This window comes from Lysinibacillus capsici (assembly GCF_020217405.1).
Classification (GTDB): Bacteria; Bacillota; Bacilli; order Bacillales_A; family Planococcaceae; genus Lysinibacillus; species Lysinibacillus capsici.
Genome location: NZ_CP084108.1, coordinates 596,576 through 621,687, shown reverse-complemented (window position 1 = coordinate 621,687; position 25,112 = coordinate 596,576). Strand labels below are relative to the sequence as shown.

The 25,112-nt window shown below is 37.4% G+C and carries 26 protein-coding genes; 11 read left to right on the top strand and 15 right to left on the bottom strand.

All coding sequences use genetic code 11. The annotated features are described in order from the left end of the window. Window positions 1-242: 242 nt before the first annotated feature. Window positions 243-761 carry a YwhD family protein gene (locus tag LCP48_RS03010; RefSeq protein ID WP_004231517.1) on the bottom strand — a complete coding sequence of 173 codons (519 nt, stop codon included), beginning with the start codon at window positions 759-761 and terminating at the stop codon, window positions 243-245. 166 nt (window positions 762-927) lie between these two features. On the opposite strand from LCP48_RS03010, the gene LCP48_RS03005 reads away from it, so the two are divergent. After that, on the top strand, window positions 928-1,113 hold the full coding sequence (locus LCP48_RS03005) for a 2-hydroxymuconate tautomerase (RefSeq protein ID WP_004231516.1): 186 nt from the start codon (window positions 928-930) through the stop codon (window positions 1,111-1,113). 121 nt (window positions 1,114-1,234) lie between these two features. After that, entirely contained in the window at window positions 1,235-1,903 is a 669-nt protein-coding gene (locus tag LCP48_RS03000) for a class A sortase (RefSeq protein WP_004231515.1), read from the top strand. A 52-nt stretch (window positions 1,904-1,955) separates the two neighbouring features. Here LCP48_RS03000 and LCP48_RS23290 read toward each other — a convergent pair whose 3' ends face one another. From LCP48_RS23290 to LCP48_RS02975, 3 genes are all read right to left on the bottom strand, one after another. Next, window positions 1,956-7,313, bottom strand: coding sequence for a collagen binding domain-containing protein (locus LCP48_RS23290; RefSeq protein WP_263643093.1), 5,358 nt, complete (start codon window positions 7,311-7,313; stop codon window positions 1,956-1,958). A 372-nt stretch (window positions 7,314-7,685) separates the two neighbouring features. Then, complete coding sequence (locus LCP48_RS02980) at window positions 7,686-8,993, bottom strand: HD domain-containing protein (RefSeq protein WP_225340672.1); 1,308 nt, start codon at window positions 8,991-8,993, stop codon at window positions 7,686-7,688. Between the two features lie 202 nt (window positions 8,994-9,195). Beyond that, window positions 9,196-9,420: a YuzB family protein gene (locus LCP48_RS02975; protein ID WP_004227652.1), complete on the bottom strand. Its 225-nt coding sequence runs from the start codon at window positions 9,418-9,420 to the stop codon at window positions 9,196-9,198. A gap of 235 nt (window positions 9,421-9,655) precedes the next feature. Between LCP48_RS02975 and LCP48_RS02970 the strand changes: the two genes are divergently transcribed. Then, complete coding sequence (locus LCP48_RS02970; RefSeq protein ID WP_004227650.1) at window positions 9,656-10,306, top strand: RsfA family transcriptional regulator; 651 nt, start codon at window positions 9,656-9,658, stop codon at window positions 10,304-10,306. Window positions 10,307-10,342: 36 nt separating this feature from the next. Here the strand turns inward: LCP48_RS02970 and LCP48_RS02965 are convergent, their stop codons facing one another. After that, on the bottom strand, window positions 10,343-11,176 hold the full coding sequence (locus LCP48_RS02965; RefSeq protein ID WP_004227640.1) for an octanoyl-[GcvH]:protein N-octanoyltransferase: 834 nt from the start codon (window positions 11,174-11,176) through the stop codon (window positions 10,343-10,345). Between the two features lie 156 nt (window positions 11,177-11,332). On the opposite strand from LCP48_RS02965, the gene hemQ reads away from it, so the two are divergent. Beyond that, entirely contained in the window at window positions 11,333-12,082 is a 750-nt protein-coding gene (gene hemQ, locus LCP48_RS02960; protein ID WP_004227638.1) for a hydrogen peroxide-dependent heme synthase, read from the top strand. A 470-nt stretch (window positions 12,083-12,552) separates the two neighbouring features. Here hemQ and LCP48_RS02955 read toward each other — a convergent pair whose 3' ends face one another. Further along, on the bottom strand, window positions 12,553-12,723 hold the full coding sequence (locus LCP48_RS02955) for a hypothetical protein (RefSeq protein WP_004227634.1): 171 nt from the start codon (window positions 12,721-12,723) through the stop codon (window positions 12,553-12,555). Window positions 12,724-12,968: 245 nt separating this feature from the next. Between LCP48_RS02955 and LCP48_RS02950 the strand changes: the two genes are divergently transcribed. Both LCP48_RS02950 and gerQ read left to right on the top strand, forming a co-directional pair. Then, window positions 12,969-13,394 carry a cell wall hydrolase gene (locus LCP48_RS02950; RefSeq protein ID WP_004227631.1) on the top strand — a complete coding sequence of 142 codons (426 nt, stop codon included), beginning with the start codon at window positions 12,969-12,971 and terminating at the stop codon, window positions 13,392-13,394. 22 nt (window positions 13,395-13,416) lie between these two features. Further along, a complete protein-coding gene (gerQ, locus tag LCP48_RS02945) occupies window positions 13,417-13,752 on the top strand; it encodes a spore coat protein GerQ (protein ID WP_004227629.1) in 336 nt (111 codons plus the stop codon). Window positions 13,753-13,834: 82 nt separating this feature from the next. On the opposite strand, the gene LCP48_RS02940 is transcribed toward gerQ, so the two are convergent. The 5 genes from LCP48_RS02940 to LCP48_RS02920 form a co-directional block, all read right to left on the bottom strand. Next, window positions 13,835-15,010, bottom strand: coding sequence for an amidohydrolase (locus LCP48_RS02940; protein WP_004227626.1), 1,176 nt, complete (start codon window positions 15,008-15,010; stop codon window positions 13,835-13,837). Between the two features lie 163 nt (window positions 15,011-15,173). Next, window positions 15,174-15,554 carry a DUF423 domain-containing protein gene (locus tag LCP48_RS02935; RefSeq protein ID WP_004227623.1) on the bottom strand — a complete coding sequence of 127 codons (381 nt, stop codon included), beginning with the start codon at window positions 15,552-15,554 and terminating at the stop codon, window positions 15,174-15,176. Window positions 15,555-15,580: 26 nt separating this feature from the next. After that, entirely contained in the window at window positions 15,581-15,847 is a 267-nt protein-coding gene (locus LCP48_RS02930; protein ID WP_004227621.1) for a YwdI family protein, read from the bottom strand. After that, window positions 15,847-16,023 carry a hypothetical protein gene (locus LCP48_RS02925; RefSeq protein ID WP_004227616.1) on the bottom strand — a complete coding sequence of 59 codons (177 nt, stop codon included), beginning with the start codon at window positions 16,021-16,023 and terminating at the stop codon, window positions 15,847-15,849. Before LCP48_RS02925 ends, LCP48_RS02930 begins: the two co-directional genes overlap by 1 nt. A gap of 75 nt (window positions 16,024-16,098) precedes the next feature. Then, window positions 16,099-16,776, bottom strand: a complete 678-nt coding sequence (locus LCP48_RS02920) for a uracil-DNA glycosylase (RefSeq protein ID WP_004227613.1) — start codon at window positions 16,774-16,776, stop codon at window positions 16,099-16,101. A gap of 175 nt (window positions 16,777-16,951) precedes the next feature. On the opposite strand from LCP48_RS02920, the gene thiD reads away from it, so the two are divergent. Beyond that, a complete protein-coding gene (thiD, locus tag LCP48_RS02915) occupies window positions 16,952-17,782 on the top strand; it encodes a bifunctional hydroxymethylpyrimidine kinase/phosphomethylpyrimidine kinase (RefSeq protein ID WP_004227611.1) in 831 nt (276 codons plus the stop codon). Between the two features lie 45 nt (window positions 17,783-17,827). Here thiD and LCP48_RS02910 read toward each other — a convergent pair whose 3' ends face one another. Beyond that, window positions 17,828-18,376, bottom strand: a complete 549-nt coding sequence (locus tag LCP48_RS02910; protein WP_004227610.1) for an acyl-CoA thioesterase — start codon at window positions 18,374-18,376, stop codon at window positions 17,828-17,830. A gap of 196 nt (window positions 18,377-18,572) precedes the next feature. On the opposite strand from LCP48_RS02910, the gene LCP48_RS02905 reads away from it, so the two are divergent. From LCP48_RS02905 to bshB2, 3 genes are all read left to right on the top strand, one after another. Next, window positions 18,573-18,854, top strand: coding sequence for a hypothetical protein (locus tag LCP48_RS02905; RefSeq protein WP_004227607.1), 282 nt, complete (start codon window positions 18,573-18,575; stop codon window positions 18,852-18,854). A 557-nt stretch (window positions 18,855-19,411) separates the two neighbouring features. Then, window positions 19,412-19,762: a YojF family protein gene (locus tag LCP48_RS02900; RefSeq protein ID WP_004225428.1), complete on the top strand. Its 351-nt coding sequence runs from the start codon at window positions 19,412-19,414 to the stop codon at window positions 19,760-19,762. Window positions 19,763-19,775: 13 nt separating this feature from the next. Further along, window positions 19,776-20,465 carry a bacillithiol biosynthesis deacetylase BshB2 gene (gene bshB2 / locus LCP48_RS02895; protein WP_004225429.1) on the top strand — a complete coding sequence of 230 codons (690 nt, stop codon included), beginning with the start codon at window positions 19,776-19,778 and terminating at the stop codon, window positions 20,463-20,465. A gap of 42 nt (window positions 20,466-20,507) precedes the next feature. Here bshB2 and LCP48_RS02890 read toward each other — a convergent pair whose 3' ends face one another. Continuing rightward, complete coding sequence (locus LCP48_RS02890) at window positions 20,508-21,251, bottom strand: TerC family protein (RefSeq protein ID WP_004225430.1); 744 nt, start codon at window positions 21,249-21,251, stop codon at window positions 20,508-20,510. Window positions 21,252-21,539: 288 nt separating this feature from the next. Here LCP48_RS02890 and ilvA point away from each other — a divergent pair, with 288 nt between their 5' ends. After that, entirely contained in the window at window positions 21,540-22,802 is a 1,263-nt protein-coding gene (gene ilvA, locus LCP48_RS02885; RefSeq protein ID WP_009371610.1) for a threonine ammonia-lyase IlvA, read from the top strand. Between the two features lie 475 nt (window positions 22,803-23,277). Here ilvA and LCP48_RS02880 read toward each other — a convergent pair whose 3' ends face one another. Both LCP48_RS02880 and LCP48_RS02875 read right to left on the bottom strand, forming a co-directional pair. Then, window positions 23,278-24,072, bottom strand: coding sequence for an ABC transporter ATP-binding protein (locus LCP48_RS02880; protein WP_004225432.1), 795 nt, complete (start codon window positions 24,070-24,072; stop codon window positions 23,278-23,280). Then, window positions 24,065-25,093 (bottom strand): ABC transporter permease, encoded by a 1,029-nt coding sequence (locus LCP48_RS02875; protein WP_009371612.1) that lies wholly within the window; start codon window positions 25,091-25,093, stop codon window positions 24,065-24,067. Before LCP48_RS02875 ends, LCP48_RS02880 begins: the two co-directional genes overlap by 8 nt. Window positions 25,094-25,112 lie beyond the last annotated feature (19 nt).

The window sequence follows — 25,112 nt, the reverse complement described above, 5'->3', positions numbered from 1 at the left end:
ACGTGTCCGTGGGAACAGAAAGCTTTTCTTTTTTATGGTCCGCGAAGTATGAGCATCATGGGGCATTTGGCTTGGGTTTGGGTTGTTCAAATGCCGCATAGCGCTCATCACATTCGCGATACCAAGTGTCCTAGCTTACTAAAATGTAAGCTCTGCCTCAAGTGTACTTTGTTTCAAACACACTTTCAACCTAATATCGAAAGCGATTGCAAAATGTCACAGATTGTTCAATCATTACGAGTCTATTCGACAAATAAGTCTTGACGCAATTGCTCCTCACTACGTTCCCACAATTCAGGATTAAGTTGTTTAAGGAAAGAAGCTAACACTTTTTTAGACGGTGCATCCATATGCTCTACAATAATATGACGTTTCATGGATTTATCCATTTTATTCACATGATCAGCTAGAATTTTATAGCCACGTCGTTTTTCACGATTTACAACCATCTCACAGGCTGTAACTCCAGCATAATATGGCCCATTTTCTTTATGGTCTATCGTCACCCACACAAGCCAATACGGTTTCCCGCCCTCTGAATCAGCACGGTCCATTGTAAATTTAATACCACGCTCAACGTCACTTCTTGCATGCATGGCACCAATTTCAACAGAAGCCGTCCCCTCTTCTACATCCACTATTACAGGCGATACATTCTCTAATGAAAGTGAACCGATACCAAACCCTTTATGTCCATCTGTTGGATCATTTTTTATAATGGTAAAACCCATTTTTTGTTTTGGTTTTTCTTCATTTGTCATACTTAAATATCCTCCATTCTGCTATTATAAAGGAAAGCATATCAACGCATATTTTGTCGAAACAATTACTATTTTCGCCATTGCGTATATGCCTCAACGTAAGTAAGAAGTTTATACTTTCTTATAAACTAACTATACAACATTATTCTATAAAGGAGGCAATATTATGCCATACGTAACAGTGAAAATGCTTGAAGGTCGTACAGAGGAACAAAAACGTGCTCTTGTAAAAGAAGTAACAGAAGCAGTATCTCGCACAGTTAATGCACCTGCAGAAAATGTAACAGTTTTTATTGAAGAAATGTCTAAAAACCATTACGGCGTTGCAGGCGTTCGCTTTAGCGACAAATAATAGTAAGATGGATAGAGCAAGCATCTTAACGCTCTATCCATTTTTTAAAAACGGTCATAAGTTAACCATCTTTTGCTAGAATAAAACCTTCTATTTCAAAAACAAGGATGTGATCTACGTAATGAATAAACTGAAGATAATTTTGCTCATCACTATGCTCGCCCTTGGCCTAATACTTGTATTTATCAGCCCCATTCAAAATGCGATCATTGCGCATTTAAGCCATCAATTAAATACTACTGAAATCACTGTAGAAGAGATTGAAAAGAATAATCAGGTTGATGCAGATTATGTATTTGAGGATGTAAAATCGCTGTCCATAGCAGAGGTCTTAAAGGCTCAAACAAAGGCGAATAAAATGCCCATAATTGGTAGTATCGCCATACCAAGTGTTGACATGCAACTTCCGATTGTCAAGGGTGTTGGAAATGCTGCACTGGCCGTAGGGGCAGGTACCATGAAGCCAAATCAAAGCCTCGGGCAGGGAAACTACGCCTTAGCAGGACATTATTTTGAAGAGAAGGATATCTTATTTAGTCCTCTATATAAAGCAAGTATAGGAGATACAATCTATATAACGGATTTAACCAATATTTATGAATATCAATTAGCTTCTAAGAAAATCATTGCTGCAACAGATATTTATGTAATCGATGATATTCCAAATAAAACTGTTTTAACACTCATTACATGTGCTGATAATGGAACAAAGCGTCTTGCCATACAAGCTGATTTTGTTCAACAATATCCATTTGATGAATCACCTGAAAAGCTATCAGAAGCATTTTAAAAATAGGTGAAGCCCCTAAGATTTAAGAGTCTTAGGGGCTTCTTTTAAATAATTATTTAACTTCAGCGTTGCGGCGACGTAAGAAGAATAATGCACCAAGAATAAGTGCTACTCCAATCAGCGTTAGTGCTGTTTGATTGGCACCATCTGTCTGAGGTAATTTACTTTGTGCTTTTAATTGAGCTTCTAATCGTTTTGCATCCGATTTAATTTTGTTAATATCAAGTGATTCTGCAACAGCTTCCTGTTCCTCTTTAGTTAATTGACTATACTTATTCAAGAAATCCTTATAAGCATCTAGTGTATCTTTTGTAGCTTTAGTTGGATTATAAGGCGGTAAGTTTTTCCCTTGATCAATGACACCTTGAACAGAAGGTTTAGATCCCTCAGTTTTTCCAGGATTGGCCGAATTGTTTGAATCTGTATTTGGTTTGTTTGGTTCTACTGGATTCTCAGGATCTGGATTTGGTTTGTTCGGATCCACCGGTTTCTCTGGATCTGGATTTGGTTTGTTCGGATCCACCGGTTTCTCTGGATCTGGATTTGGTTTGTTCGGATCCACTGGTTTCTCTGGATCTGGATTTGGTTTGTTCGGATCTACTGGTTTCTCTGGATCTGGATTTGGTTTGTTCGGATCTACTGGTTTCTCTGGATCTGGATTTGGTTTGTTCGGATCCACCGGTTTCTCTGGATCTGGATTTGGTTTGTTCGGATCCACTGGTTTCTCTGGGTCTGGATCTGGATTTCCAGGATTAGGTGTAGGAGGTGTTACTGGTAGATTTGGCTGAATTTTAGCCTCGCATGTATTACCCACGATAACTGTACCAATAATTGTCTTACCATTCTCTCTTACAATATACTTACCTGACCTGATAATTGAATTACTGATTGTAATTTGACCCTTGCTATCTGTTATAAACTCTGTTGAACCATTATCTTCAACCTCTATACCATCTGCACCTGTAATTGTTACTTTTACGCCTACACGTGGTTGACCAAACATATTGTTAATTGTCATTGTAAAGGCTGGACAAACTGGTGCAATTGATAATGTAATTTCACAAGGAACACTCGCATAAGAAATTTCAATCTCACCTAAGTAAATATTTTTGTCATATACATCATATTTACCCGCAGGTGTTGTTTTAGATACAAATGTTAAATTTCCATCTTTATCCTTATTCGTTGTGATTACTTTTCCAGATTTATCTTTAATAATGACATCGTTACCTGGCTTGATGATACCATTATTATCTTTGATCATTACTGTGAAGTTATCACATTTTGGTGTTGGTTGAACGCTCTCTTTACAATCGATATTGCTTTCAAACTCATCAATTTCTTCACCATCAACTACAACTGTGTAAACCCCTGGCTCTAAATCGCTTAATTCAATTACACCGTCTTTTGTAGTTTTTGTCGCTATAATGTTACCTGTATCTTTATTTTTAACCGTTACTGCAGTACCATCAGCAACTAAATTACCATCAACATCATAGACAGTTAATTCAAACGTTTCACATTTTGGTGCTAACTGTACTTCACTCTGACAATTATCATTGTGATACGTAACATTTACTTCCCCTAAATATTGGGTACCCTCATATAGCTTATATTTTCCTGCTGGAGTTGTTTTATCAATGATGAATTGACCATCACTATTTGTTGTGCCAGTAGCTATAACAGTATTACTTAGATCTTTAAGTGTAACTGTTACATTAGGACGTGGATTTCCATTCTCATTTTTCACATTAATTGTAAAGTTAGGACAAGAATTTGTAGGTTGGATAGTATCTTGACATTCTCCCGTACCATACTTCACGGTAACAGTACCTAATGGGCTGTCATTTTCATCCACTACTGTATACACGCCTGCTTGGACTTCTTTACCACCTGTACCAGGTCTCTTAATATCTGATACTTGCCCCGCAGCATTTGTTGTACCCGTGTATTTTGCATTGCCGTTGCTATCAATTAATTTAATATTTTTATTAGCAATAGCTTTACCATCAATATCTTTCACTGTTAATGTGAATGCTGGACAGGCATTTGTTAAATTAACATCCTCAATGTTATCAATAACATATGCTTTACCATCGACACCTGGAGTAATATCTATATTTGCTCCCATTGTAATCGTGATTGGCGCAATCGCAATATAGCCCGTTGGTGATTCCTCTCTTAACGTATACTTTCCATAACGTACTTGTTCAAATGTCAATGTACCATCTGCATCTGTTGTTCCTTCATCAAGTTTGATTGTGTTATTTTTATTCCATAATTCAAACTTAACACCAGCAAACTCTTCACGTTTACCTGTTAAAGGATTTACTTTATATTTTTTTAATTGCAATGTACCCTTAACACCTGATGCACTTGTATCAGATGAGCTATATTTAAATGTTTTGCTATCGCCACCGTGGTCACTTGTACCTGCAGCCGTTGCTCCAGCGTAACCAATAGAGGCACTATTAGAAATTGTTTCACCCGCGTTACCATCCCCCATAAAGAATGTGGAATACGTAACAACATAACCTTTGCCATTTAATTCTCCCAAATTAAGACTAAAACTACCATCTTGATTGAAGACGATTTCGCTAGCATCTACAGTAATAGGGGATCCTATATTTTGAGAAGTCCCATTTGCATTTAATTTAATCTCTTGTTTCTTGAACGTGTTTGTTAATATTTTTTGGTTACTTGATGGTTTGTCTGTTAATGTAATATTTCCTAATTTTGAATTAGAAGCATTCACTGTAACTGTCCAATTAATAATATCGCTGGCTGGAACAGGTGTCGCTGATTTTTTAATTAACTCATTTGCAAGATTACTAATTTTTGCTGTTGCATTATAATTATAGCTTCCATTGTGTGGTGTATCTAAAGTCGCTGTATTTGTGTAATCTCTTGGAGCAGTAGTTGAGTTTTGACCAAAAATATCGTCAGCATCTTTAGTTTTGTATTCAATTAAATACGCTTCGTTGTTATCAGTAATTGGATCTAGGTTAATAAACGTAATTTCAAAACCTGTAACCTTGTTATCTGTTAGTGTTTCTGTAACAGTCCATTTAGCAGGATCTAATGTACCATTTTTTGTTCCCTCTTCTGTTGTTAAGTTTAGCTTAGATATGATAATTTGATCTTTTAATGTTTGACCATCTGGAACAGGAATATAATGACCCGCACCTAATGTATCTGTTAAAGTAGCACTGTTAATATCTTGTTTATTGATATTAACCCCAATACGCCAAGAAAATTCTTGTGTATTGTTATCTACAGTAACTTTTTTGTAGCCATTATTGTTTGTTGGAGAAGTAGAATCTGGCGTATAATTAGCAGTTCTATCTAATACTTGGTTATGAGAATCTATTGCGCCATCCCATGTTGCATCAGCCGTATTAATATACGCTGTTGCTACACCTCCGTTTGGCTTAATATCGTACTTTGTTTTGTATCGAATAGTAACTGTGCGGTCTTTTGGAATATCACTTGAAAATTCCATTTTAAAACCTTCGTTGCCTATAGTTGGGGCAATACCCGCCTTATCTGTAATTGTGTACGTTAAACCATTTGCACCAGTAACCTCATAGAAGTCAGTACCGTTCCATGGTGTTAATGTGTGTTTTAACGTTTCTCCAGCTTTATTTGTGGTTGTAAAGTCATCTTCTATTACAAAGTTTTTCAAATCTTTCTCTGCATTAATGGTTAAAGTCCATGTAATTGTTTTGTTTACATAGTCAATTGCCCCGCGTGCTTTATTAAAAATGTTTGAAGCCAGGTCTAGAGTTGCTGTGTCTGAATCACTATCTCCTCTTGTTACAGTATTTGTAATCGTGCCCGTATTTGCATCTGTAACAAATTCATCTTCCAGCTCTGTATCATAGACAACTTTAAACGCTGATGTCACCTCACCAGCTGGACCTGTAGTATTTGTTGAATGGTCAAAGTTGATTATAAAATTATAATTATTTTGTGAATCGAAGCTATAGTCTTGACCTTCACTTAACAGAATTGAAGATTGCTCCGTTTGACCGTCATTCGATAAAGTTACACGATATACTTCAAAACTACTGTAATCAATTTTATGCTTACCAGTTGTTGGCGACGAGCCTGTTAGTGTATCTGTTAGTTTCGCTTTATCAGCAGGTATTTTTTGACCTAGCCAGTTATACTTGATTGTCCATGTCGAATTATATTTATCGCCACTTCTTGTTTTATCTAAGCTTGGTCCATACTGTACAGTTTGTATTCCATTGGCTGTTGTGTTAGCAGGAATATTTGTCCCTGTCAAAGTAGCTACGTTTGTATATGGCATACTTGATGCAGTTGGATCTGCTGTTACCACAGTGTTATATGTTACTTTGTATGCATAGTATCCATCTGTCAATGAGATAGGGAATGAGGTTTCAATGCTTGTATTGTCTACAGCACCTGGGCTATTTGGATTAAATCCACTCAAACCTATTTTATATCGCTCAACTGTAATATTTCCTGCCAGCTCATGCTTTATATCTGGTACATCATTCAAACTTGCACTTTCAAGTTTTTGCCCACCAGTATTCACCCAAACTGTCCATGGAATCGTTACTTCACCACTTGCGTCACGTGTAATAGAACCAGCATTTTTAGTTAATAATTGCCCACTACCTGTAGGTGCAAATTCAAAGTCTAGTTGAACATCCGCTCCTCCAAGCACAGGGATTATTAATGATTGTTCAAGTTCACTTTCATCAGCAAAATTATCAAATTTCGCCATAAACTCAAAATTCATACTACCTGATTGCCCTTGTTCTAATTCACTATCTATTGTGACTGTTACTGTTTTTGTAGCACTGTTATAGCTTGACGAATAGGCTAACCAATCACCAGTCTCTGTTAATGTTCTTGATTGATTAAAAGAACCTGCTGTGTACTCTTCAATCATATTGGCAGGTAATTGGAATGTGAACGTAGAACCTATCCCATAATCAATTGTTGGATCCAAAGAGAATGTGTAGTTTAGATATACTACATCACCCTTTTTAGGTTTTGGCCCTGAATAATTTGCTAAATCTGTAGCATTTGTAATTAATGCTCCACCTTGTGAAAAGAGCTTTAAGCCACTAAATGACATCGTCACATCTGCTTGCATATTTTCAACAGGGTAACCTACTGGCGCACCTAATGGCATTATTAGCTGTGGCTGGTTTTCTGGCTTTGCTTCCTCCTCTGGAATCGTCACTTCAGCAGTATCTTCACTTGTTATATTTTGGTTTCCTTCTTCTCCATCAGAATCAATCACAGTATTTTCGCTAGATTCATTTTGAGGAGTCACAGGAGGTTGACTCTCGTCGGCAAACACTGAAATTGGTGAAAGTACTGTTTGAAATACAAGTAGCAATATAATAATCGCTATGTTTAATTTTTTCATGTTTCTCTCCTTTTTTAGTTAGAGAGATACCTGATACTGTTTGCTACAAAGATTAATCCTTTCGTGTTTAGGAAAGGAATGAACAAACAATAGGTCACACTCTCTTCCCTTTAATTTTTATGGAAACATCGCAAATAAAAATCAACCATTATCTTAATATAGGTCATTAGAATTATTCACAAATTTCTCAATACATCTTCATAGAACTTTTGTATGACAACAACCAACAGGCACCACCTCCATTTCAAAATTATTGATTAATTATATCTAATTCAACTTAACAGTTTCTAAACAATTATCTAAAAATAATAAAGCAGTAAACAACATCCCCCTGGAACGTGTTTACTGCTTTATTATTTTTAAAATTTATATTTATTTATTGTCTTTCCTTAATAACATTAATATTTGTTTTTTTACAGTTGAGTTTGTTGAATCGTCCTCTAAGAAATCTAATGGGAAATAGATTTTATGATCTCGTTTCATACGCCCTGAGATAGCATCCACAATAATGGATTCACGTGAAAGCTCCCGTAGCTCACCATTTTTCATTTCTAAAAAAATTGGTACACGCACTTCTTCCTCACCTGGTCTGTAAAAATCATATGGCAGATCTGCTGTTGTATCATGTACAAGATAATAATCGGGGTCTAATCCTGCCTTTTTGAAAAGCTCTTGGAGTTTTTGATATTTATTGAGCTCTACTCCAGGGTCTAAATCAATGTATTGAAATAGCTTACGATTCACAAAGCGGCGGCTTAAATCACTTAGAATGGCATCCTCCTCTTGCATCCATAACTGAAAATATGTAAAAAGTATACTCTCGTCTAACGCAAGATAATCCTCTAATGTAATAACATTTCGGAAAAATGCTAGGAAATGAGTAGGCTCATGCTTAAATGTATAGCCCGCTAAGCTTAATTGTTTTACTCTTTTTAATATATTATTTAATATTACCTCTGCACTTCGTGAAACAGGATGGAAATAAATTTGTAAGTACATTTGATAGCGACTCATTATATAGTCTTCCACCGCATGCATGCCTGTTGCTTTGATTACTACTTGGTTTTTTCTTGGACGCATTACTCTTAAAATCCGTTCCATATCAAAATGACCGTAGCTTACACCTGTAAAATAAGCATCACGTTGTAAGTAATCCATACGATCTGCATCAATTTGGCTCGAAATTAAACTAATTACTTGCTTATTTGGATATGTCTTTTCAATTACTTGGGATACCTTTTCAGGAAAATCAGCTGCCACTTTTTTTAAGATCGCATTTACTTGTGTATCTCCCAACAAAATTTGCCTTGTAAAATATTCATGATCAAGCTCAAATACATTTTCAAAGGCATGGGAAAATGGGCCATGACCTAAATCATGTAAAAGGGCTGCACATAACACTAATAATCTTTCACTTTCATCCCAATCTGGACGCCCTACAAAGATATCATCTACTATGCGACGTACAATTTCGTAAACCCCCAGAGAATGACTAAAGCGACTATGCTCTGCTCCATGAAATACTAAAAATGTGGTACCTAGTTGACGAATTCTACGTAAACGCTGAAATTCTCTTGTACCCACTAAATCCCATATCACTTGATCTCGAACATGTACATAACGGTGTACTGGATCTTTAAATACCTTTTCTTCTTCTAATTTAGCGTTTGCATATGTCATTTGGATAGCACCCCCATTTTGTTATAGTTCTATTATATGCGATAAATCTAGGACTAGCATACTTATTGCCATTTTTCTATAGATATTAACAACCTATTTCGATTACCTTTATCATTATTTTTATATTTATATTGGTCTAATTTCTCAACATATAAAAAAAGCAAAACAAAAACTATCCCCCAAGTAGAGATAGCTTTTAGTTTTACTTTTTTAATTTTGCTAAAACCTTTTCCATTAGTTCATCTTCTGTTAATGCAGCAACAGGTCGGCTATTTACAAAGGTAAATGTCTTTTTGCGTCCTGGACCACAGTAAGAATGACAGCCAATTTCGATGGTTGCATCAGGATCGATTTCCTTTAATTTTGGAATTAACGTTTTTAAGTTAACGGCCTGACATTCATCGCAAACTTTAAATTCGTTTGCCATTTTGTCAACAACCCTTTCTATATAGTATTTTTCAAACATAATCTCGCTCTATTGCACACATGACCTTCACATATTTAAGTATGCAGCATGTGCACAAACCTACATCGGGTATTGTATCGTACTTTTCCCCTTCTATTCAAGCATAATTCCTTCTACATAGATGAATAAAAGGTTAAAAGATTGGTCATGCTAGTCTTAAATAACAAGTTCCAGATAAAGGTGGGAGGATTTTAATATGAGTAAAGTAAGACAAGATGCTTGGTTAAAAGAAAACGATGAATTACTAGCAGAGGCTGTAATCCGTCATGTAACAGAAGGAAGCACACAGCTTAATGCATTTGAAGAAGCAGGCGATGCATTAAATCGTACTGCGGCGGCCTGTGGTTTTCGTTGGAATGCCGTTGTTCGTAAAGAATACGAGGAACAATTAGCAGAAGCTAAAAAGGAAAGAAAAGAGAGAATGCGAGTGTTGGGAGCGCCAGCAAGACGCCGTGCTTCTAGTATGTTTACCGTAAATAATAGTGCTGCAGAAGGAAAATCAATTCCGCTATCTGCCCTTTCTCTTGATATTGTCATAGCTTATTTACTACGTTTACAGCATTCTGGTGAAGTAGGAAATGAATCTTCAAAATGGCGACAACTTGTACATGTAACATCTGAGAAAAATAAAAAACTAGAGAAAACCATTACAAAACTAGAAGAGGAGAATCGAGCGATTCGCAAAGATTACGAGCAATTTGTTCAAATTATGAATCGTGCTAGACGTCTTGTTACGCTTGATGAAGAGGAAGAGCGAATTGCACCTGTTTTTAAAATGGAGAAGAACGGAAATCTTGTAACTAGCAGTTCTATTTATCAACCAGAAAATGGCGATGCGCTAAATTAGCCGCATCGCTTTTTCTGGTTCATATAATCAACAAGCTTACTTACGTTCAAGCATTTTGGTGTTGCGCTCAAAAACGCGCTGTAAATAAAAACCATACAACGTTAATTCTTCGTCGTAAAAGGACTGTGGACGTACTTCCTCGGCCCACTGATTAAGTAGTTGCTGTAGACGAATAACAACCGCTTCTACTGTTAAATGAGGGTCTATAAGCTCCGATAGCGAAGCCATGACTTCTGGCACGATTTGAGGGTAAGCGAATTTTGTTTCCTCTTGTTGCAAGCTCTCTTCATAAAAGTCACGGATAAGTGCCGCGCGTTGTGAGCCACTCCCCTCAATACATAAATAAATTTGCACTGCCACCCCTTGACGTAAGCGTCTTTGTGAAATACCAGCAAATTTTTTCCCATCAATACTTAAATCATAAGAACCTGGGCAATAAGAGCCCACTATTTCATAAGCCTTAATTTTTTCAGCTACTTCTGGGAACAATCCCTTCACAAGATCTACCATTACATCATAGCCATCGTTTATACTGAGCGACTCTTTTTGTTCAGACAATACAATGGAAATATTAAGAATCCCTTCATCTAGCACAACCGCTAGTCCACCAGAATTACGAACAATAGGATGATAGCCTCTAGATTCTAGTAATTCCATACCTTGCTGAACATAAGGTAAACGATGGTCTTGAATACCTAGCACAACAGATGCCTCATGAACCCATGTACGAATTGTTGGAGGAGACATCAATTGGCCGACTAATTGGCACAATGTATCGTCCGTCGCAAAAGATTCAAGCGGTGATCTTTGCTTCGCACTAATGGATTGATCATAATAACGCCAAATTGGCTGTTGTAAAATATGTTTCATATCGGTACTCCTCTTATTACATCTCTTCTCTTTAGAATACATGATCTTTAGATGGTGTCAAATTCGTGAATTACTATCATGAACTTAGGGATTTTGTACAAACTATGATAAACTAATTTTTGAATGGTATTCACTTATAAAGGAGTGTTTTCAATAATGAATGAAGCAGCAATTACGTTAGATGGTTGGTACGCTTTACATGATTTCCGCTCAATTGATTGGGCATCTTGGAAACTTGTTTCTGCTGAGGAACGTCAAGCAGCAGTAGAGGAATTTATTGCTTATTTAGAAAAACTGAACGAAGCAGACGTAGCTAAAACAGGTGCTCATGCTTTCTATGCAATCGTTGGTCAAAAAGCTGACTTTATGATTATGACATTGCGTGAAACAATGGATGAGTTACAAGAGCTTGAAGCAGAATTCAATAAATTAGCTATTGCAGATTTTACAATTCCTACATATTCTTATGTATCTGTGGTAGAGCTTTCAAACTATTTAGCTGGCGAATCAAATGAAGATCCTTACCAAAATCCACATGTACGTGCACGTCTATATCCTGAACTTCCACGTGCTAAATATGTATGCTTCTATCCAATGGATAAACGCCGTCAGGGGAATGACAACTGGTACATGCTATCAATGGACGAGCGTAAATCATTAATGCGTTCACATGGAATGATTGGTCGCGGCTATGCTGGTAAAGTAAAACAAATTATCACTGGCTCTGTAGGCTTCGATGATCACGAATGGGGCGTAACTTTATTTGCTGATGACGTACTGCAATTCAAAAAATTAGTATATGAAATGCGCTTTGACGAAGTGTCAGCACGCTATGGCGAATTCGGGGAATTTTTCGTCGGAAACCTTCTTGATAAAGATAAATTGGTTAAATTCTTAACTGTTTAATATCTAATTAAAAATGTGAGTCCACCAATAGGGACTCGCATTTTTAAATTTCGTTTTCTTCTGCATTCTCGGATTCGAATATTAAAATAATAATATGAATAAAAATCCCAGTTAGAATCATAAGAAAAACTAAGTACCAATTATATGGTTGATGATAATATTCTGCTATTCCAACTGCCAGAAAAGCGCTGATGATAATCGCTACAAACATACTAAAAATACGCATGGAAACGCTCCTTCATAAAAGCAAAAATAAAGTCATTTTCAGTATGTCACGCTATATTTTTAATATACTTACTAAGCAAGAATAATTATGTCTTATTGAATAGCAGCTAAAACAAGCATTGTAAAGGCATTTTTCCTGATGCTCTGCTTTCCACACTAGCAAATTTATACTCACAATATAAAAAAGTGCCATCTTTTAGCGATGACACTTTCTTAACCCCAACACGTTTCTTCTACATACTTCATTAAGAGCTCTCGTTCTTTACTTTTAAAATTAAGATAACCGTTTGAATAAAAAAACCAATCACTATAATGACAATAAAGAGATACCAATGGAGCGGCTGTCCATAAAACTCCCCTAATAGAAAAGCCAGTACTGCACTTAATAAGATCCCAAACCAAACGCCAATTTCCATAAGCCATCACCTCACATGTATTAGATACACATGCAATTCATTGATCTCACGTTCCCCTAAATCTATTTTTTTCTATTTACCCTTTTTGCTATAAAAACTATCGAGCCTTGCAGGATTTGAAGTATTTTCTACGTACTTGTCGTTATTACTACTATATGCATAGTAACTTTAATATGTGATTGTCTTTCTTAACAAAATTGAACATGACTACTATACCTTCGTGCATATACTGTCTGCGAGGAGGTATGAAAATCGCTGTTATTAAGACGAATGATGCACAGACAGCCCTACTCGCAAGACTAATGCGTGCCGAAGCAGAAGGCGAAGGAGAGTTAGGCATGCTGATGGTTGGGAATGTTGGCGTTAATCGTGTAAGAGGTGATTGTTTAGATTTTGGTGATATTCGAACAATTGAACAAATGGTTTATCAACGTCCGGGAGGCTTTGAGGCAACACAAAAGGGTTATTTTTATCAACGAGCACGTGATCAAGATATCCGGTTAGCTAAAAGGGTGATTCAGGGTGAAAGATTTCATCCAGCTACCCGCTCTTTGTGGTTTTTCATGCCAGCAGGTGATTGTCCTGCACAATGGTATGGCCAATGGAATACTGGCAGGTTCAAATCCCATTGTTTTTTCTCGCCAACTGAACAAGATTGTCCTCAAATTTAAAAAGAAAGTAGGTTGATAATTGATGATGCCTTATTATTGGACACCAACAACGCAACAACAAATGACTCCTCCTCCAGTCACACTTCCGAGCGGACGACCACCTGGCCGTGAGGAGTCCTATATAGAAAATATTTTACGTTTGAACCGTGGAAAACCAGCTACCTTCCATTTTTCTTTTGAGCACGCAGTAGAGCAGGGAAAAAACACAAAAACTGTTCGTGGTGTGGTAGAAGCAGCTGGTCGAGATCATGTCATTATTCGTGAGCTTAAGTCTAATCATCGTTTTCTTTTCCCTATGATTTATTTCGATTTTGCTGAGTATGATGAGGAAATGGCTTACTTTAATCAAAATCCATAATTCTATCACTAAGTAAAAATCCGCAATACACTCACTGACCAAAAGTCGATGGGCGTATGCGGATTTTTATCATTCGCTATGTTCAATTTTCTTTTAAATACGTTAAGGTTGCTTTACCTAAGGTTTTTGCTGCAATTAGCATGGCACGTTCATCAAAATCAAAGCGTGCATGATGATGCGGATAGGCTGTTTCCCATTCTGGCTTTTTAGCTCCTGTGAAGAAAAATGTGCCTGGTACTTTTTCTAAATAATACGCAAAATCTTCCCCAATCATAAATGGCGGACATGTTATTACTTGATCTACCCCTGGTACAGTCGACGCCATTTGTGCCAAAAACTCGGTTTCTCTCTGATGGTTATAAACAGGTGGATAACCCCTTGTGTAACGATATTCGTAACTTGCCCCAAATGCCAGACAAGTCGCATTTAATACTGCTTCTAACTCCTGCTCCATTTGTATGCGTACTTCTTCTTCAAATGTACGAATTGTCCCCGCTAAAACTACCCGATCAGCTATAACGTTAAACGGATTAATTGCTTCAAAATGACCGATTGTTAAAACAGCTGATTTCAATGGGTCAATTCGTCTTGAAACAAGCTGTTGAGCATTGACGACAAATTGGGAGGCTAGGGTAACAGCATCAATAGAATGATGAGGCTCTGCGCCATGACCACCCTTTCCTTGAACCGTTATTTCTACTTTATCCGCAGCAGCCATGATGGCTCCATCTTTCACTAATATTTCTCCTAATGGTGTAGGTGCCCATAAATGTGTAGCAAAAATAACATCTACACCTTCTAAACAACCGTCCTCAATCATCGGCTTAGCTCCACCTGGCGCCACTTCCTCTGCATGCTGATGAATGAATACGACATTGCCCTCAATTTGGTCCCTCATTGCATTCAATGCCTTAGCTAGCCCAAGCAATGTAGCTGTATGTCCATCATGTCCACATGCATGCATTTTTCCAGCTATTTTAGATTGGTAAGGTACATCATTCTCTTCTTGTATCGCTAATGCATCAAAGTCAGCTCGTAATGCCACCGTTTTGCCCGGCTTTCCGCCACGTAGTATCGCTACGACGCCACGTCCTCCCACTCCTTCTCGAACCACATGCCCCAATCCTCTATGAAAAGTAGCGATATAGGATGGCGTTTCGACTTCTTCAAAGGATAATTCAGGGTATTCATGTAAATGGCGACGAATCCCTACCATCTCATTATAGTTAGCATCCAGTAATGTAAATAGTTTTTCCATACTATGTAACCTCACTTTTGGTATTTTCGAAATATTGCAAGTAATATTAGTAGTGTACTATAAATTCTTACAAAATGGATAGGATTTAAATCCCTATCTTTGAAAGATGACTCATAACAAAGAAAAACCCTCCTACAAATCATGTAAGAGAGTCAACTTAAAATTAACGAGCATGCTTGAGAGCAGTTAAAATAATAAGTAGCCATCCAGCTAAAAATAGTACGCCACCAATTGGTGTAATAGCCCCTAATACTTTAATACCACTTATCGCCAGAACATATAAGCTCCCAGAAAAGAAAACAATACCAAGGTTAAAGAAAATACCTGCTAGATTTAATTGTTTCACTTCACCTAATAGTTTAGAGCTCATTAACAGACCAATGAATAGTAATCCTGTAGCGTGGAACATTTGATATTGAACAGCCGTTTCCCAAATACCTCGACTGTATTCATCTAAAATTTCCTTTAAAGCATGTGCACCAAATGCACCCAATGCTACTGCTAATAGGCCATGAAGAGCACCAGTCACGATAAATCTTTTCATTTTCATTACCCTACCTTTAAAATGGATTAAAAATCAAAAATGGAATCTCCATTTGCCCCATCTTCTTCAATCTTTGCTGTATATAAAGTGGATGGTTTTGACTCTGACACAAGCATTTGCGGTACATGCTTATGAGGAGTGATTGATGGTGCATCACTTGAAGAATCTAACACCACATCACATAATGCTCGAATGGCTGTAAGCGTCTCACGAATTCGCTGATCATTCCCCGCATTTTTTGCGTTAGATAATTGTTTTTCAAGTTGCTGTATAACGGCTTGATAAGAAATCATTACATTCTCCCACTTTCTACTTTTGGTACGAATTTTAAACAATCCACACCCGAGGATTGCTTCACAACAACGGATGGTATTTGCTTTGTTTTAAAGCCATAAGCTGCACATGCTCGTGGGTTTTGAGGGTCCCAGGTTACTTTAAAAAGTTGACACTTAAAACAATTCACCTTCATCAATGTCCCTCACTTTCTTCTATATTAAATGTAACATGATTGCTAAAGCGTATAAAGCAAACGATTTGTGCCAATCTATTCTAAACACCAATCAATCGGCTGCTTGCCCCACTCCACTAATTGTTGATTAATCTTTGAATAAGGTTTACTGCCAAAGAATCCTCGATAAGCACTTAAGGGACTTGGGTGTGGCGCTTCCAGTATGACATGAGGTGTTTTATATTTTCGGATTAATTGCTTTTTGCGTTGCGCTGGTTTACCCCACAAAACAAAAATTAGTGGTTCTTCCCTTGCAGCTAATAGATCGATAACAGCATCGGTAAATTGCTCCCATCCTTGTTCTTTATGGGAGTTCGCTTGTCCTGCTCGAACCGTAAGCACCGTATTTAATAGCATAACACCCTGTTCAGCCCACTTTGTTAGCGTTCCATTTTGAGGAATTGGACAGCCTAAATCATCCTGTAGCTCTTGAAACATATTCCGTAAGCTAGGAGGATGTGGAATACCTGGTTTAACAGAAAAGCTTAGCCCATGCGCTTGATTAGGCCCATGATAAGGGTCTTGTCCCAAAATAACAACCTTCACATCATGATATGCTGTTGTATAGAATGCGTTCATCACATCATTCATTGGTGGATAAATAGTTTGTGTCGAATATTCATTTGCTACAAATTGACGTAGGTGTTGATAATATGGTTTTTCTAATTCTTCTTTGAGTACTGCTTGCCAATCATTCGGGAATACTTGTTTCATCGTTCTTTAAGCCCCTTTCTCTTCTTACAACGGTACAAAAAATTAAAGATGAATTCAAGCTTCAGTTGAAACTGACCATATAAAAATATAGTATTCTGGCTATTTTTATAGAATCAGAATCGGACTATACTAGATGTTAATTTTATAACTCTTAACGATAAAGGAGATCCTTTACATGACTCTAAAAAAAACATTAACAATTGCTGGTTCAGATACATCAGGCGGTGCAGGAATGCAAGCTGACCTTAAAACATTCCAAGAGCACGGTACATATGGTATGGTGGCATTAACAGTTGTCGTAACAATGGACCCTAATGGCTGGACACATAACGTCACACCTTTGCCAACTGATTTACTACAAAAACAAATTGACACAGCACTTTCCACAGGAATTGATGCCATTAAGACAGGAATGCTCTCAACAGAAGAAATTATTCGTATTGCTGGAAAGGCTATTGCAAATTCAGAGACTTCAAATGTTGTCATCGATCCTGTTATGGTATGTAAAGGGGACGATGAAGTACTGAATCCCGGTAACACAGATGCCATGATTCAGCATCTTTTACCACTAGCAGCGGTAACAACACCAAACCTTTTTGAAGCTGGACAATTAGCTGGCACAGGTACACCAAAAAACATTGACGACATGAAGATTGCCGCTCGTAAAATCCATGAACTAGGAACTAAAGCTGTTGTCATTAAAGGTGGAAAAGCACTGGCTACTGAAAAAGCAACAGACTTATTCTTTGATGGTGAAACATTCTACTTATTAGAATCTGAAAAAGTCGCATCTACAAATAACCACGGTGCAGGCTGTACATTTGCTGCTTCTGTGACAGCCAATCTTGCGAATGGTCTTACTATTAAAGATTCTGTTATTGAAGCAAAAGAGTTTGTATCCGCAGCTATTGCACATGGCTGGCCGTTAAATGAATATGTAGGTCCTGTCATGCATGGAGCGAAATCTCGCTTTGGTGCTCCACATGTAACAGTAACAGAGATATAAGGATGAAAGGGATGTCTCAAAGTCATTTGAGACATCCCTCTTTTTTCACATATAATTCTCCATCATTTCTAGCCGATAATCCCATGGATCATTCATAGATATAAATTGCGCTAATGCTTTACTTTCCTTTTTACGTTCAGCACGGGCCTTCGCTCGTTCTGAAGCTGTTTCATGCAATTTTGTCTCTTCTACTGTTTCAGGTATTACTCGTGGGACCAGTGCTGGTTTGTTATTTTCATCCAATGCCACGAAAGTTAATAATGCAGTCGCTGCCACCTTTCTCTCCCCAGTTTTCAAGTTTTCAGAAATGACTTTGACAAAAACCTCCATAGAAGACCTTCCCGTCCAAGTTACATAGGATTCGAAATAAACCGAATCTGTTGGGCGAATGGGATGTAGGAAATCGACTGAATCAGTTGAGGCTGTAACACAATCTCTTCTGCTATGCTTTGCAGCTGAGATGGAAGCAACTTGATCAATATCGCTCATCAATCGTCCGCCAAATAATGTATTATGATTATTCACATCGTTTGGAAATACACGACTTGTACGCATCACTCTTGATTCCTTACAATATTTAAAGTCCTTATTCACACCAATTCCCCCTCTAAACGTCTTGTTTATTTCTACTATAATGCTATATTTAAATGGAAAAATCAATGTAATTATTAGAAAATTACAAACATTAAACAATCATTTAATGATGAGTATTTATCCGATAAAGATTAAAATAGGACAAGATACGTTAATGCCTCATACCCCATATATTAGCTGTATGGGAGGGGAAAAAATGAAAAAAAACAAGGTAGAAGACTTAACGGAAGAATCCGGTTTACTAGCTGGAGAAATCACCTCTTCAAAAGTTGAAGTAATTGCTTCCATCGTATTAACACTCGGTTACTCGTTATCCACCCTTGCCACAATACTAGCTCTGCAGGAGGAGGAAGAATTGGCACAAGCCAAAACTACTGAAACCCAAGATCAAAATTTTTATATGAAGCAAATGTTTAAACAATTACAAAATGTTAATAATCGTTTAGATACAATTGAACGAAAACTTAATCGATACTAACAAATACATAGCCTACACGAACGTACAAAAAACCGCGACTCTCTGTCATAAAAGAGAGTCGCGGTTTTTATTATATTATGATAATGAGCTTCATTTTTCTTCCCTTTTTCACAGCTACCTTGCCTAACCTGTTCAAGGAACGTCATCTATTGTACCAAGATAGAATTCATTATTTCTGAAATAATACTACCTTTAACAGGTGGAGCTGTCTAACACACACGAATTAGGAAGAAGTCATGGTTGCAATATCTTTTCAGATGTGAAAACGGATACAATGTGAAACGACACAGTGTGTACATATTTATTTTCACACTTCCTATATTGATACATTACAATAATTTTTTCAAGAATATTGCTTAAGAACTTGTCATAGATTAGAGATGGTGATTTATTTCCTTGGATGCTAGGATTCATTTTTACACTCTCAAAAAATTTGGACCAAAATGCAGTAAGGTTTATAAATATAAATCATCACTTTTTTTATCAAAGCAATCAATTTCCCTTTGCGAATTTTTTTTACTATACTTAAAGGAGAAATGATCGAGAGGAGTGTTAAGATGCAAGAAGTACAAGTAGAGACGTTGCAAAAATTGCTGAATTCTTTCGCCAACAAAGACGTTTATATTCATCTTGAGACGACAAACGGATCTTATGCAGCACACTATGATGAACAGTTTTTTAATGCAGGTGCTTTTATTCGCAATGCTAAAATTAACTATGAGCTTGCTAAGGTTGTAGATAATGCACCTCATCGTGTGGGTTTAAAATTACCTCATGGCTGGGTTTATGCTCAAGGCATTACACATTTTGAATTAGATGATTTAGGCCGTTTATTAATGGCTGGACTAGACTACTCTGGAAAATTGGCGATTGCGCTTGAAATTAGTGAAACGCCATTTACTTACTAAGGGGGACGACTATTTGAATTTACAACCACAACGTCATATTTTAATTGTGTACCCTCACCCAGATGACGAGGCTTTCTCAATTGCGGGGACCATTGCCTATTATACGAAGAAAATGAATACACCTGTTACATATGCCTGTTTAACATTAGGCGAAATGGGGCGTAATTTAGGTAACCCACCCTTTGCTACACGCGAGTCTTTACCTGAAATCCGTCGTAAGGAATTGGTTGCAGCAGCAGAGGCAATGGGTATTCAAGATTTACGCATGCTTGGTCTACGGGATAAAACAATTGAATTTGAAGATGATGAGAAAATGGTAAAACTAATGGAAGGGCTAATTGAAGAACTAATGCCTTCTTTAATTTTCACATTCTTACCTGGCTTTGCTGTCCACCCAGACCATGAAGCAACAGCACGTGCTGTTGTTGAAGCTGTACGTCGTATGCCAAAGGCTGCTCGTCCACAAATATTCGGTTGTGCCTTCGCCAATGATACGATTGAAAAAAATGGTGAACCACATGTGGTCCATGATATTCATGAAATGCGAATGGACAAATTAAAAGCATTACAAGCCCATGCATCTCAGACTGGTTGGATGATGCAGGAGACTGAAAAACGTATTGATGACGGGGAACCAATGAGCGAGAGTTGGCTTAATGTTGAAAAATTCTATATTGTTGACCCAGATAAATATGTAAAATAAATAAAAGTACTGTTCTCATTTTTGGAGAACAGTACTTTTTAATTAAGCAGCTCTTACTCTCTTCATCATATGCACAATAATTGTAATAGAAAAAGCAATCACTAAGAAAAGGAAGAATAAATAATGAGGGATGTGGATATTGAAAACACTCACTAACATTTTTAAGCCGATGACGCCTATAATAATGAAGGCTGTTGCTTCAAGCTCTGGTATTTTTTCAATGATGATTAAAAAAACACCTGCAATCGTCCTCATCATTAATATTCCTAACATCCCTCCGATTAAAAGCACCCAGACTTGATCTGATATCGCAAAGGCGGCAAAGATTGAGTCAATTGAAAAAGCAATATCCATTAGCTCAACAGAAATGACAGTTGCCCAAAACGTGCCAAAAAGACGCACCATCCATCCTGACCTCTTTACCTCTTTTACACTATCCTCATTCCCAATGTGAAGAAAATGAGCAACACAAAGCCAACCTAAATACAAAGCACCTAATACTTTAATAAACCAAAATTCTACTAGATAAACACCTATGCCAATAAATAAAAATCTAAAAAAATAGGCACCTAGCATACCATACATTAATGCCCGCTTGCGCTGTTTATCTGGTAAATGTTTCACTAGTACTGCTAATACCAAAGCGTTATCTGCCGACAGCAAACCTTCTATAATAATTAATGAGGATATTAGTCCCCAGGAGACAGGGTCCATTAGTACTTCTTGCCACATCGCCAAATCAAAAAACTTCCAATAAGTTGATAAAATTCCTTGAATGATTTCCACTACATACCCTCCTACTTGTCCTAAGCTAATCTAGTATATGCTTGACCATTTTTGTTATGAGAGTAGTATTTTTAGATTTGAGACAACAGATTGTCTCCCCTTAAATTGAGCAAGTTCTAGTTCTGACACATTGCTTTTTTATAAAAGACTTAGCTATATCAAGATAAAACGCTTACATCTCAAAATAGACACGGAAAATTTAGAATTTACTAAAAATTAATCACAAAAAGCAAATAAAGTGTGCTATCATAGATAAATGTTTTAAACGTATAACGGAGGATGAATACTATGGAAGTTGCTGATACTAGAACCGTGCAGGTGGAGAATGTCCTGATTGCACATCATTTTTTAAAAGATGTAGTTGTGCACACACCACTACAAAAAAACGACTATTTATCCGAGAAATACGGAGCTAATATTTATATTAAACGCGAAGATTTACAGCATGTACGCTCATTCAAGCTTCGTGGTGCCTATTATAAAATTAAAAAAATCGAGGATGAAGCGCGCAATGCTGGGGTTGTCTGTGCAAGTGCAGGCAATCATGCACAAGGTGTAGCCTATGCCTGTGCCCAATTAAAAATTCAAGCAAGCATTTTTATGCCACAAACAACGCCGAAGCAAAAAATAGACCAAGTGCGTATGTTCGGACGGGAATATGTGGAAATTATTTTGGCGGGAGATACATTCGATGATTCTGCTGAAAGCGCGTTGAGCTATTGTGAAGAGCATGATAAAATTTTCATTCATCCGTTTGATGATTTCGATGTCATTGCTGGCCAAGGTACAGTAGCGGTAGAAATTATGAATGATATGGAGGAACCAATCGACTACGTATTCGGTAGTATTGGTGGTGGTGGCTTAATGTCAGGCGTGTCTGCCTACATTAAAAATCTCTCTCCTACTAGTAAAATTATTGGTGTGGAGCCTGCTGGTGCTGGTAGTATGAAGGCTGCCTTTGCTGAAGGTGGCGCAGTTGCCCTTGATTGGATTGATAAATTCGTTGATGGTGCTGCAGTAAAATGCGTTGGTCACCACACTTATGATGTTTGTCGTCGCTATTTAGACGATATTGTTCTTGTACCTGAAGGCAAGGTATGTACAACCATTCTAGATCTATATAATAAACATGCGATTATCGCTGAGCCTGCAGGAGCATTATCAGTGGCAGCTCTTGATTTTTATAAAGAAGAAATTAAAGGTAAGTCAGTCGTTGTCATCATCAGTGGTGGGAATAATGACATTGGACGGATGCAGGAAATTAAAGAAAAGTCACTTATACACGAAGGCTTACTTTACTACTTCATCGTCAGCTTCCCTCAGCGTGCCGGAGCATTACGTCAATTCCTCACGAGTGTACTTGGACCAAACGATGACATTACTACCTTTGAATATACGAAGAAAAATAATAAAGAAAGTGGCCCTGCACTAGTCGGCATTGAGTTAGGTGATCGTGCTGAATATGAAGGACTACTTGCCCGAATGGATGAATTCGGCTTCAAATACAAAGAAGTAAACAACGATATTCAACTATTTGGCTTACTCGTTTAAAATGAAGAGCCTCACTTCTCTGAAAGTGAGGCTTTTTTATGCGATAAAGTTTATCGATCGTTTAATTTCCCTAAATAAAATTATTCAAACTAGTGCATGAGCGCTTTATATGATGTTGAAAAAACAATATTGTCTGCGGAAAGAGACATTCTGGCAAGGCGAGGGATTGATATCTGTTCCGCCAGCGTCCAGGTGGCGTCTGATGAGCCGCTAAATCCCCTAGGAGTGACGATGGCTCCACTCCAATCAACCATTTTGAAATGTGTCTTTTCATTTTCTTTCATACTAACAATAGAGAACAATGTGGAAAAACGATGTGTGACAACGCCTCTCCCATAGGATAGATCGGCACCCCCTACACATGGATTTAGGGAACCTGCAATAGACATTCATTTTCACCATTCATAAAAAACACTATTGAAGAAATTTTTAACACTATAAAAAACGCCCATACAAGTGTATGAGCGTTTCGATATTAACCTAATAGAGCACGGTCTGAATTCATTTTTTCCCCACGAATACGTTCAAACTCAGACATTAAATCAGGGATTGTTAATTCATGTTTGCGATCTTCACCAACTTCTAAAATGATTTGGCCTTTATCCATCATAATCAGACGATTCCCTAAATCTAATGCTTGCTGCATATTGTGCGTTACCATTAATGTGGTTAAATTATCTTTTTCCACTAAGTACTTCGTAATACGGGTAATTAATTCTGCACGTGATGGATCTAGTGCAGCTGTATGCTCATCCAGCAATAAAATAGATGGCTTTGTGAAGGTAGCCATTAAGAGCGACAAAGCTTGACGTTCCCCACCTGAAAGTAAACCTACCTTAGCAGAAAGACGATTCTCAAGATTTAAACCAAGCATCTCTAGCGATTCTTTAAAAAATTCACGACGCTTTTTGTCCACACCATTGCGTAGCCCTCTATGCTTATTTCGAGAGTATGCTAATGCTAGATTTTCTTCAATTGTCATCGTAGGTGCCGTTCCTGCCATTGGGTCCTGGAAGACACGACCAATGTATTGAGAGCGTTTATATTCAGGCAAACTTGTCACATCATTACCATCAATCAATACTGTACCGAAATCGGGTGTTAAAGCACCTGAAATCATATTCATCATCGTTGATTTACCTGCACCATTACTACCTATAATTGTCACAAAATCACCTGGCTTTAAATGTAGGTTTATCTCCGCAAGTGCAATCTTCTCATCAGGTGTTCCTTCATTAAATACCTTATTAATACCATGTAATTTAAGCAAGGCCATTTCCTCCCTGCTCTACTTTTTTTACTTGTGAAAGTTCTGCAGCACGTTTAGCTTTACGTTTACGTTCTTTACTCTTATTGATAAATTGAGGTAAGATCAGTGCCAAAATAACAATGATCGCCGTAATTAATTTCATGTCCCCTGAATCAAGGAAATCTACACGTAATGCTAAAGCTAATATAATTCGATAAATGATGGCTCCTGCAATGACTGCAAACGTTGTACGGATAATGGTTTTAGTCCCAAAAATAGCTTCACCAATAATAACGGATGCGAGACCGATCACAATCATACCAATCCCCATACTAACATCAGAGAACTTCGAGTATTGTGCGATTAAAGCTCCAGAAAATGCGACAAGCGCATTGGAAAGTCCTAGCCCCAAAATGATAAGTGTATCTGTATTTGCAGAGAAGCTGCGAATCATTCGTTTATTATCACCAGTTGCTCGGATAGCTAGCCCAACCTCTGTCTTTAAGAACCAGTCTGCTATTAACTTAATTAAAATCGTGATGATTAATACAACAATCAGCACACTCCATGTACCTGGTACATGCTGAAAGCCTATGCTTTTTAATAGGTTATTGATAGCATCATCGATCCCTAAATTACTCCAGAAAGATTGAAACTTTGAAAAGATTGTTTCAGAGTTTAGTAGTGGAATATTCGGGCGACCTATCGTATTTTCTGCAGTTAACCCCATGATACGTAGATTAATCGAGTATAAAGCAATCATCATTAAAATTCCTGATAAAAGCGGATTAATCTTTCCTTTCGTGTGAAGAATTCCTGTCATACATCCAGCAATAAATCCAGCAACAATTGCCACTAAAGTCGCTAAGATTGGGTGGTAGCCAAGCAAAACCATTGTTGCTGCAGTTGCCGCCCCTGTTACAAAGCTTCCATCAACCGTTAAATCCGGAAAATCTAACACCCGAAATGTTAAATATACACCAAGTGCCATAATTGCATAGATGATTCCTTGCTCCACTGCGCCAAATAATGCTAAAAACATCGTTGAATCATCTCCTAAA

Excerpts from the sequence above, each read along its gene's own strand:
- LCP48_RS23290 (WP_263643093.1), bottom strand. The coding sequence starts at position 7,313 with ATGAAAAAATTAAACATAGCGATTATTATATTGCTACTTGTATTTCAA.
- hemQ (WP_004227638.1), top strand. The coding sequence starts at position 11,333 with ATGAATGAAGCAGCAATTACGTTAGATGGTTGGTACGCTTTACATGAT.
- LCP48_RS02975 (WP_004227652.1), bottom strand. The coding sequence starts at position 9,420 with ATGGCAAACGAATTTAAAGTTTGCGATGAATGTCAGGCCGTTAACTTA.
- LCP48_RS02925 (WP_004227616.1), bottom strand. The coding sequence starts at position 16,023 with ATGAAGGTGAATTGTTTTAAGTGTCAACTTTTTAAAGTAACCTGGGAC.
- LCP48_RS03000 (WP_004231515.1), top strand. The coding sequence starts at position 1,235 with ATGAATAAACTGAAGATAATTTTGCTCATCACTATGCTCGCCCTTGGC.
- LCP48_RS02955 (WP_004227634.1), bottom strand. The coding sequence starts at position 12,723 with ATGGAAATTGGCGTTTGGTTTGGGATCTTATTAAGTGCAGTACTGGCT.
- gerQ (WP_004227629.1), top strand. The coding sequence starts at position 13,417 with ATGATGCCTTATTATTGGACACCAACAACGCAACAACAAATGACTCCT.
- LCP48_RS02920 (WP_004227613.1), bottom strand. The coding sequence starts at position 16,776 with ATGAAACAAGTATTCCCGAATGATTGGCAAGCAGTACTCAAAGAAGAA.
- thiD (WP_004227611.1), top strand. The coding sequence starts at position 16,952 with ATGACTCTAAAAAAAACATTAACAATTGCTGGTTCAGATACATCAGGC.
- ilvA (WP_009371610.1), top strand. The coding sequence starts at position 21,540 with ATGGAAGTTGCTGATACTAGAACCGTGCAGGTGGAGAATGTCCTGATT.
- LCP48_RS02980 (WP_225340672.1), bottom strand. The coding sequence starts at position 8,993 with ATGACATATGCAAACGCTAAATTAGAAGAAGAAAAGGTATTTAAAGAT.
- LCP48_RS02935 (WP_004227623.1), bottom strand. The coding sequence starts at position 15,554 with ATGAAAAGATTTATCGTGACTGGTGCTCTTCATGGCCTATTAGCAGTA.
- LCP48_RS03005 (WP_004231516.1), top strand. The coding sequence starts at position 928 with ATGCCATACGTAACAGTGAAAATGCTTGAAGGTCGTACAGAGGAACAA.
- LCP48_RS02970 (WP_004227650.1), top strand. The coding sequence starts at position 9,656 with ATGAGTAAAGTAAGACAAGATGCTTGGTTAAAAGAAAACGATGAATTA.
- LCP48_RS02875 (WP_009371612.1), bottom strand. The coding sequence starts at position 25,093 with ATGTTTTTAGCATTATTTGGCGCAGTGGAGCAAGGAATCATCTATGCA.
- LCP48_RS02950 (WP_004227631.1), top strand. The coding sequence starts at position 12,969 with ATGAAAATCGCTGTTATTAAGACGAATGATGCACAGACAGCCCTACTC.
- LCP48_RS03010 (WP_004231517.1), bottom strand. The coding sequence starts at position 761 with ATGACAAATGAAGAAAAACCAAAACAAAAAATGGGTTTTACCATTATA.
- LCP48_RS02930 (WP_004227621.1), bottom strand. The coding sequence starts at position 15,847 with ATGATTTCTTATCAAGCCGTTATACAGCAACTTGAAAAACAATTATCT.
- LCP48_RS02905 (WP_004227607.1), top strand. The coding sequence starts at position 18,573 with ATGAAAAAAAACAAGGTAGAAGACTTAACGGAAGAATCCGGTTTACTA.
- LCP48_RS02940 (WP_004227626.1), bottom strand. The coding sequence starts at position 15,010 with ATGGAAAAACTATTTACATTACTGGATGCTAACTATAATGAGATGGTA.
- LCP48_RS02900 (WP_004225428.1), top strand. The coding sequence starts at position 19,412 with ATGCAAGAAGTACAAGTAGAGACGTTGCAAAAATTGCTGAATTCTTTC.
- LCP48_RS02965 (WP_004227640.1), bottom strand. The coding sequence starts at position 11,176 with ATGAAACATATTTTACAACAGCCAATTTGGCGTTATTATGATCAATCC.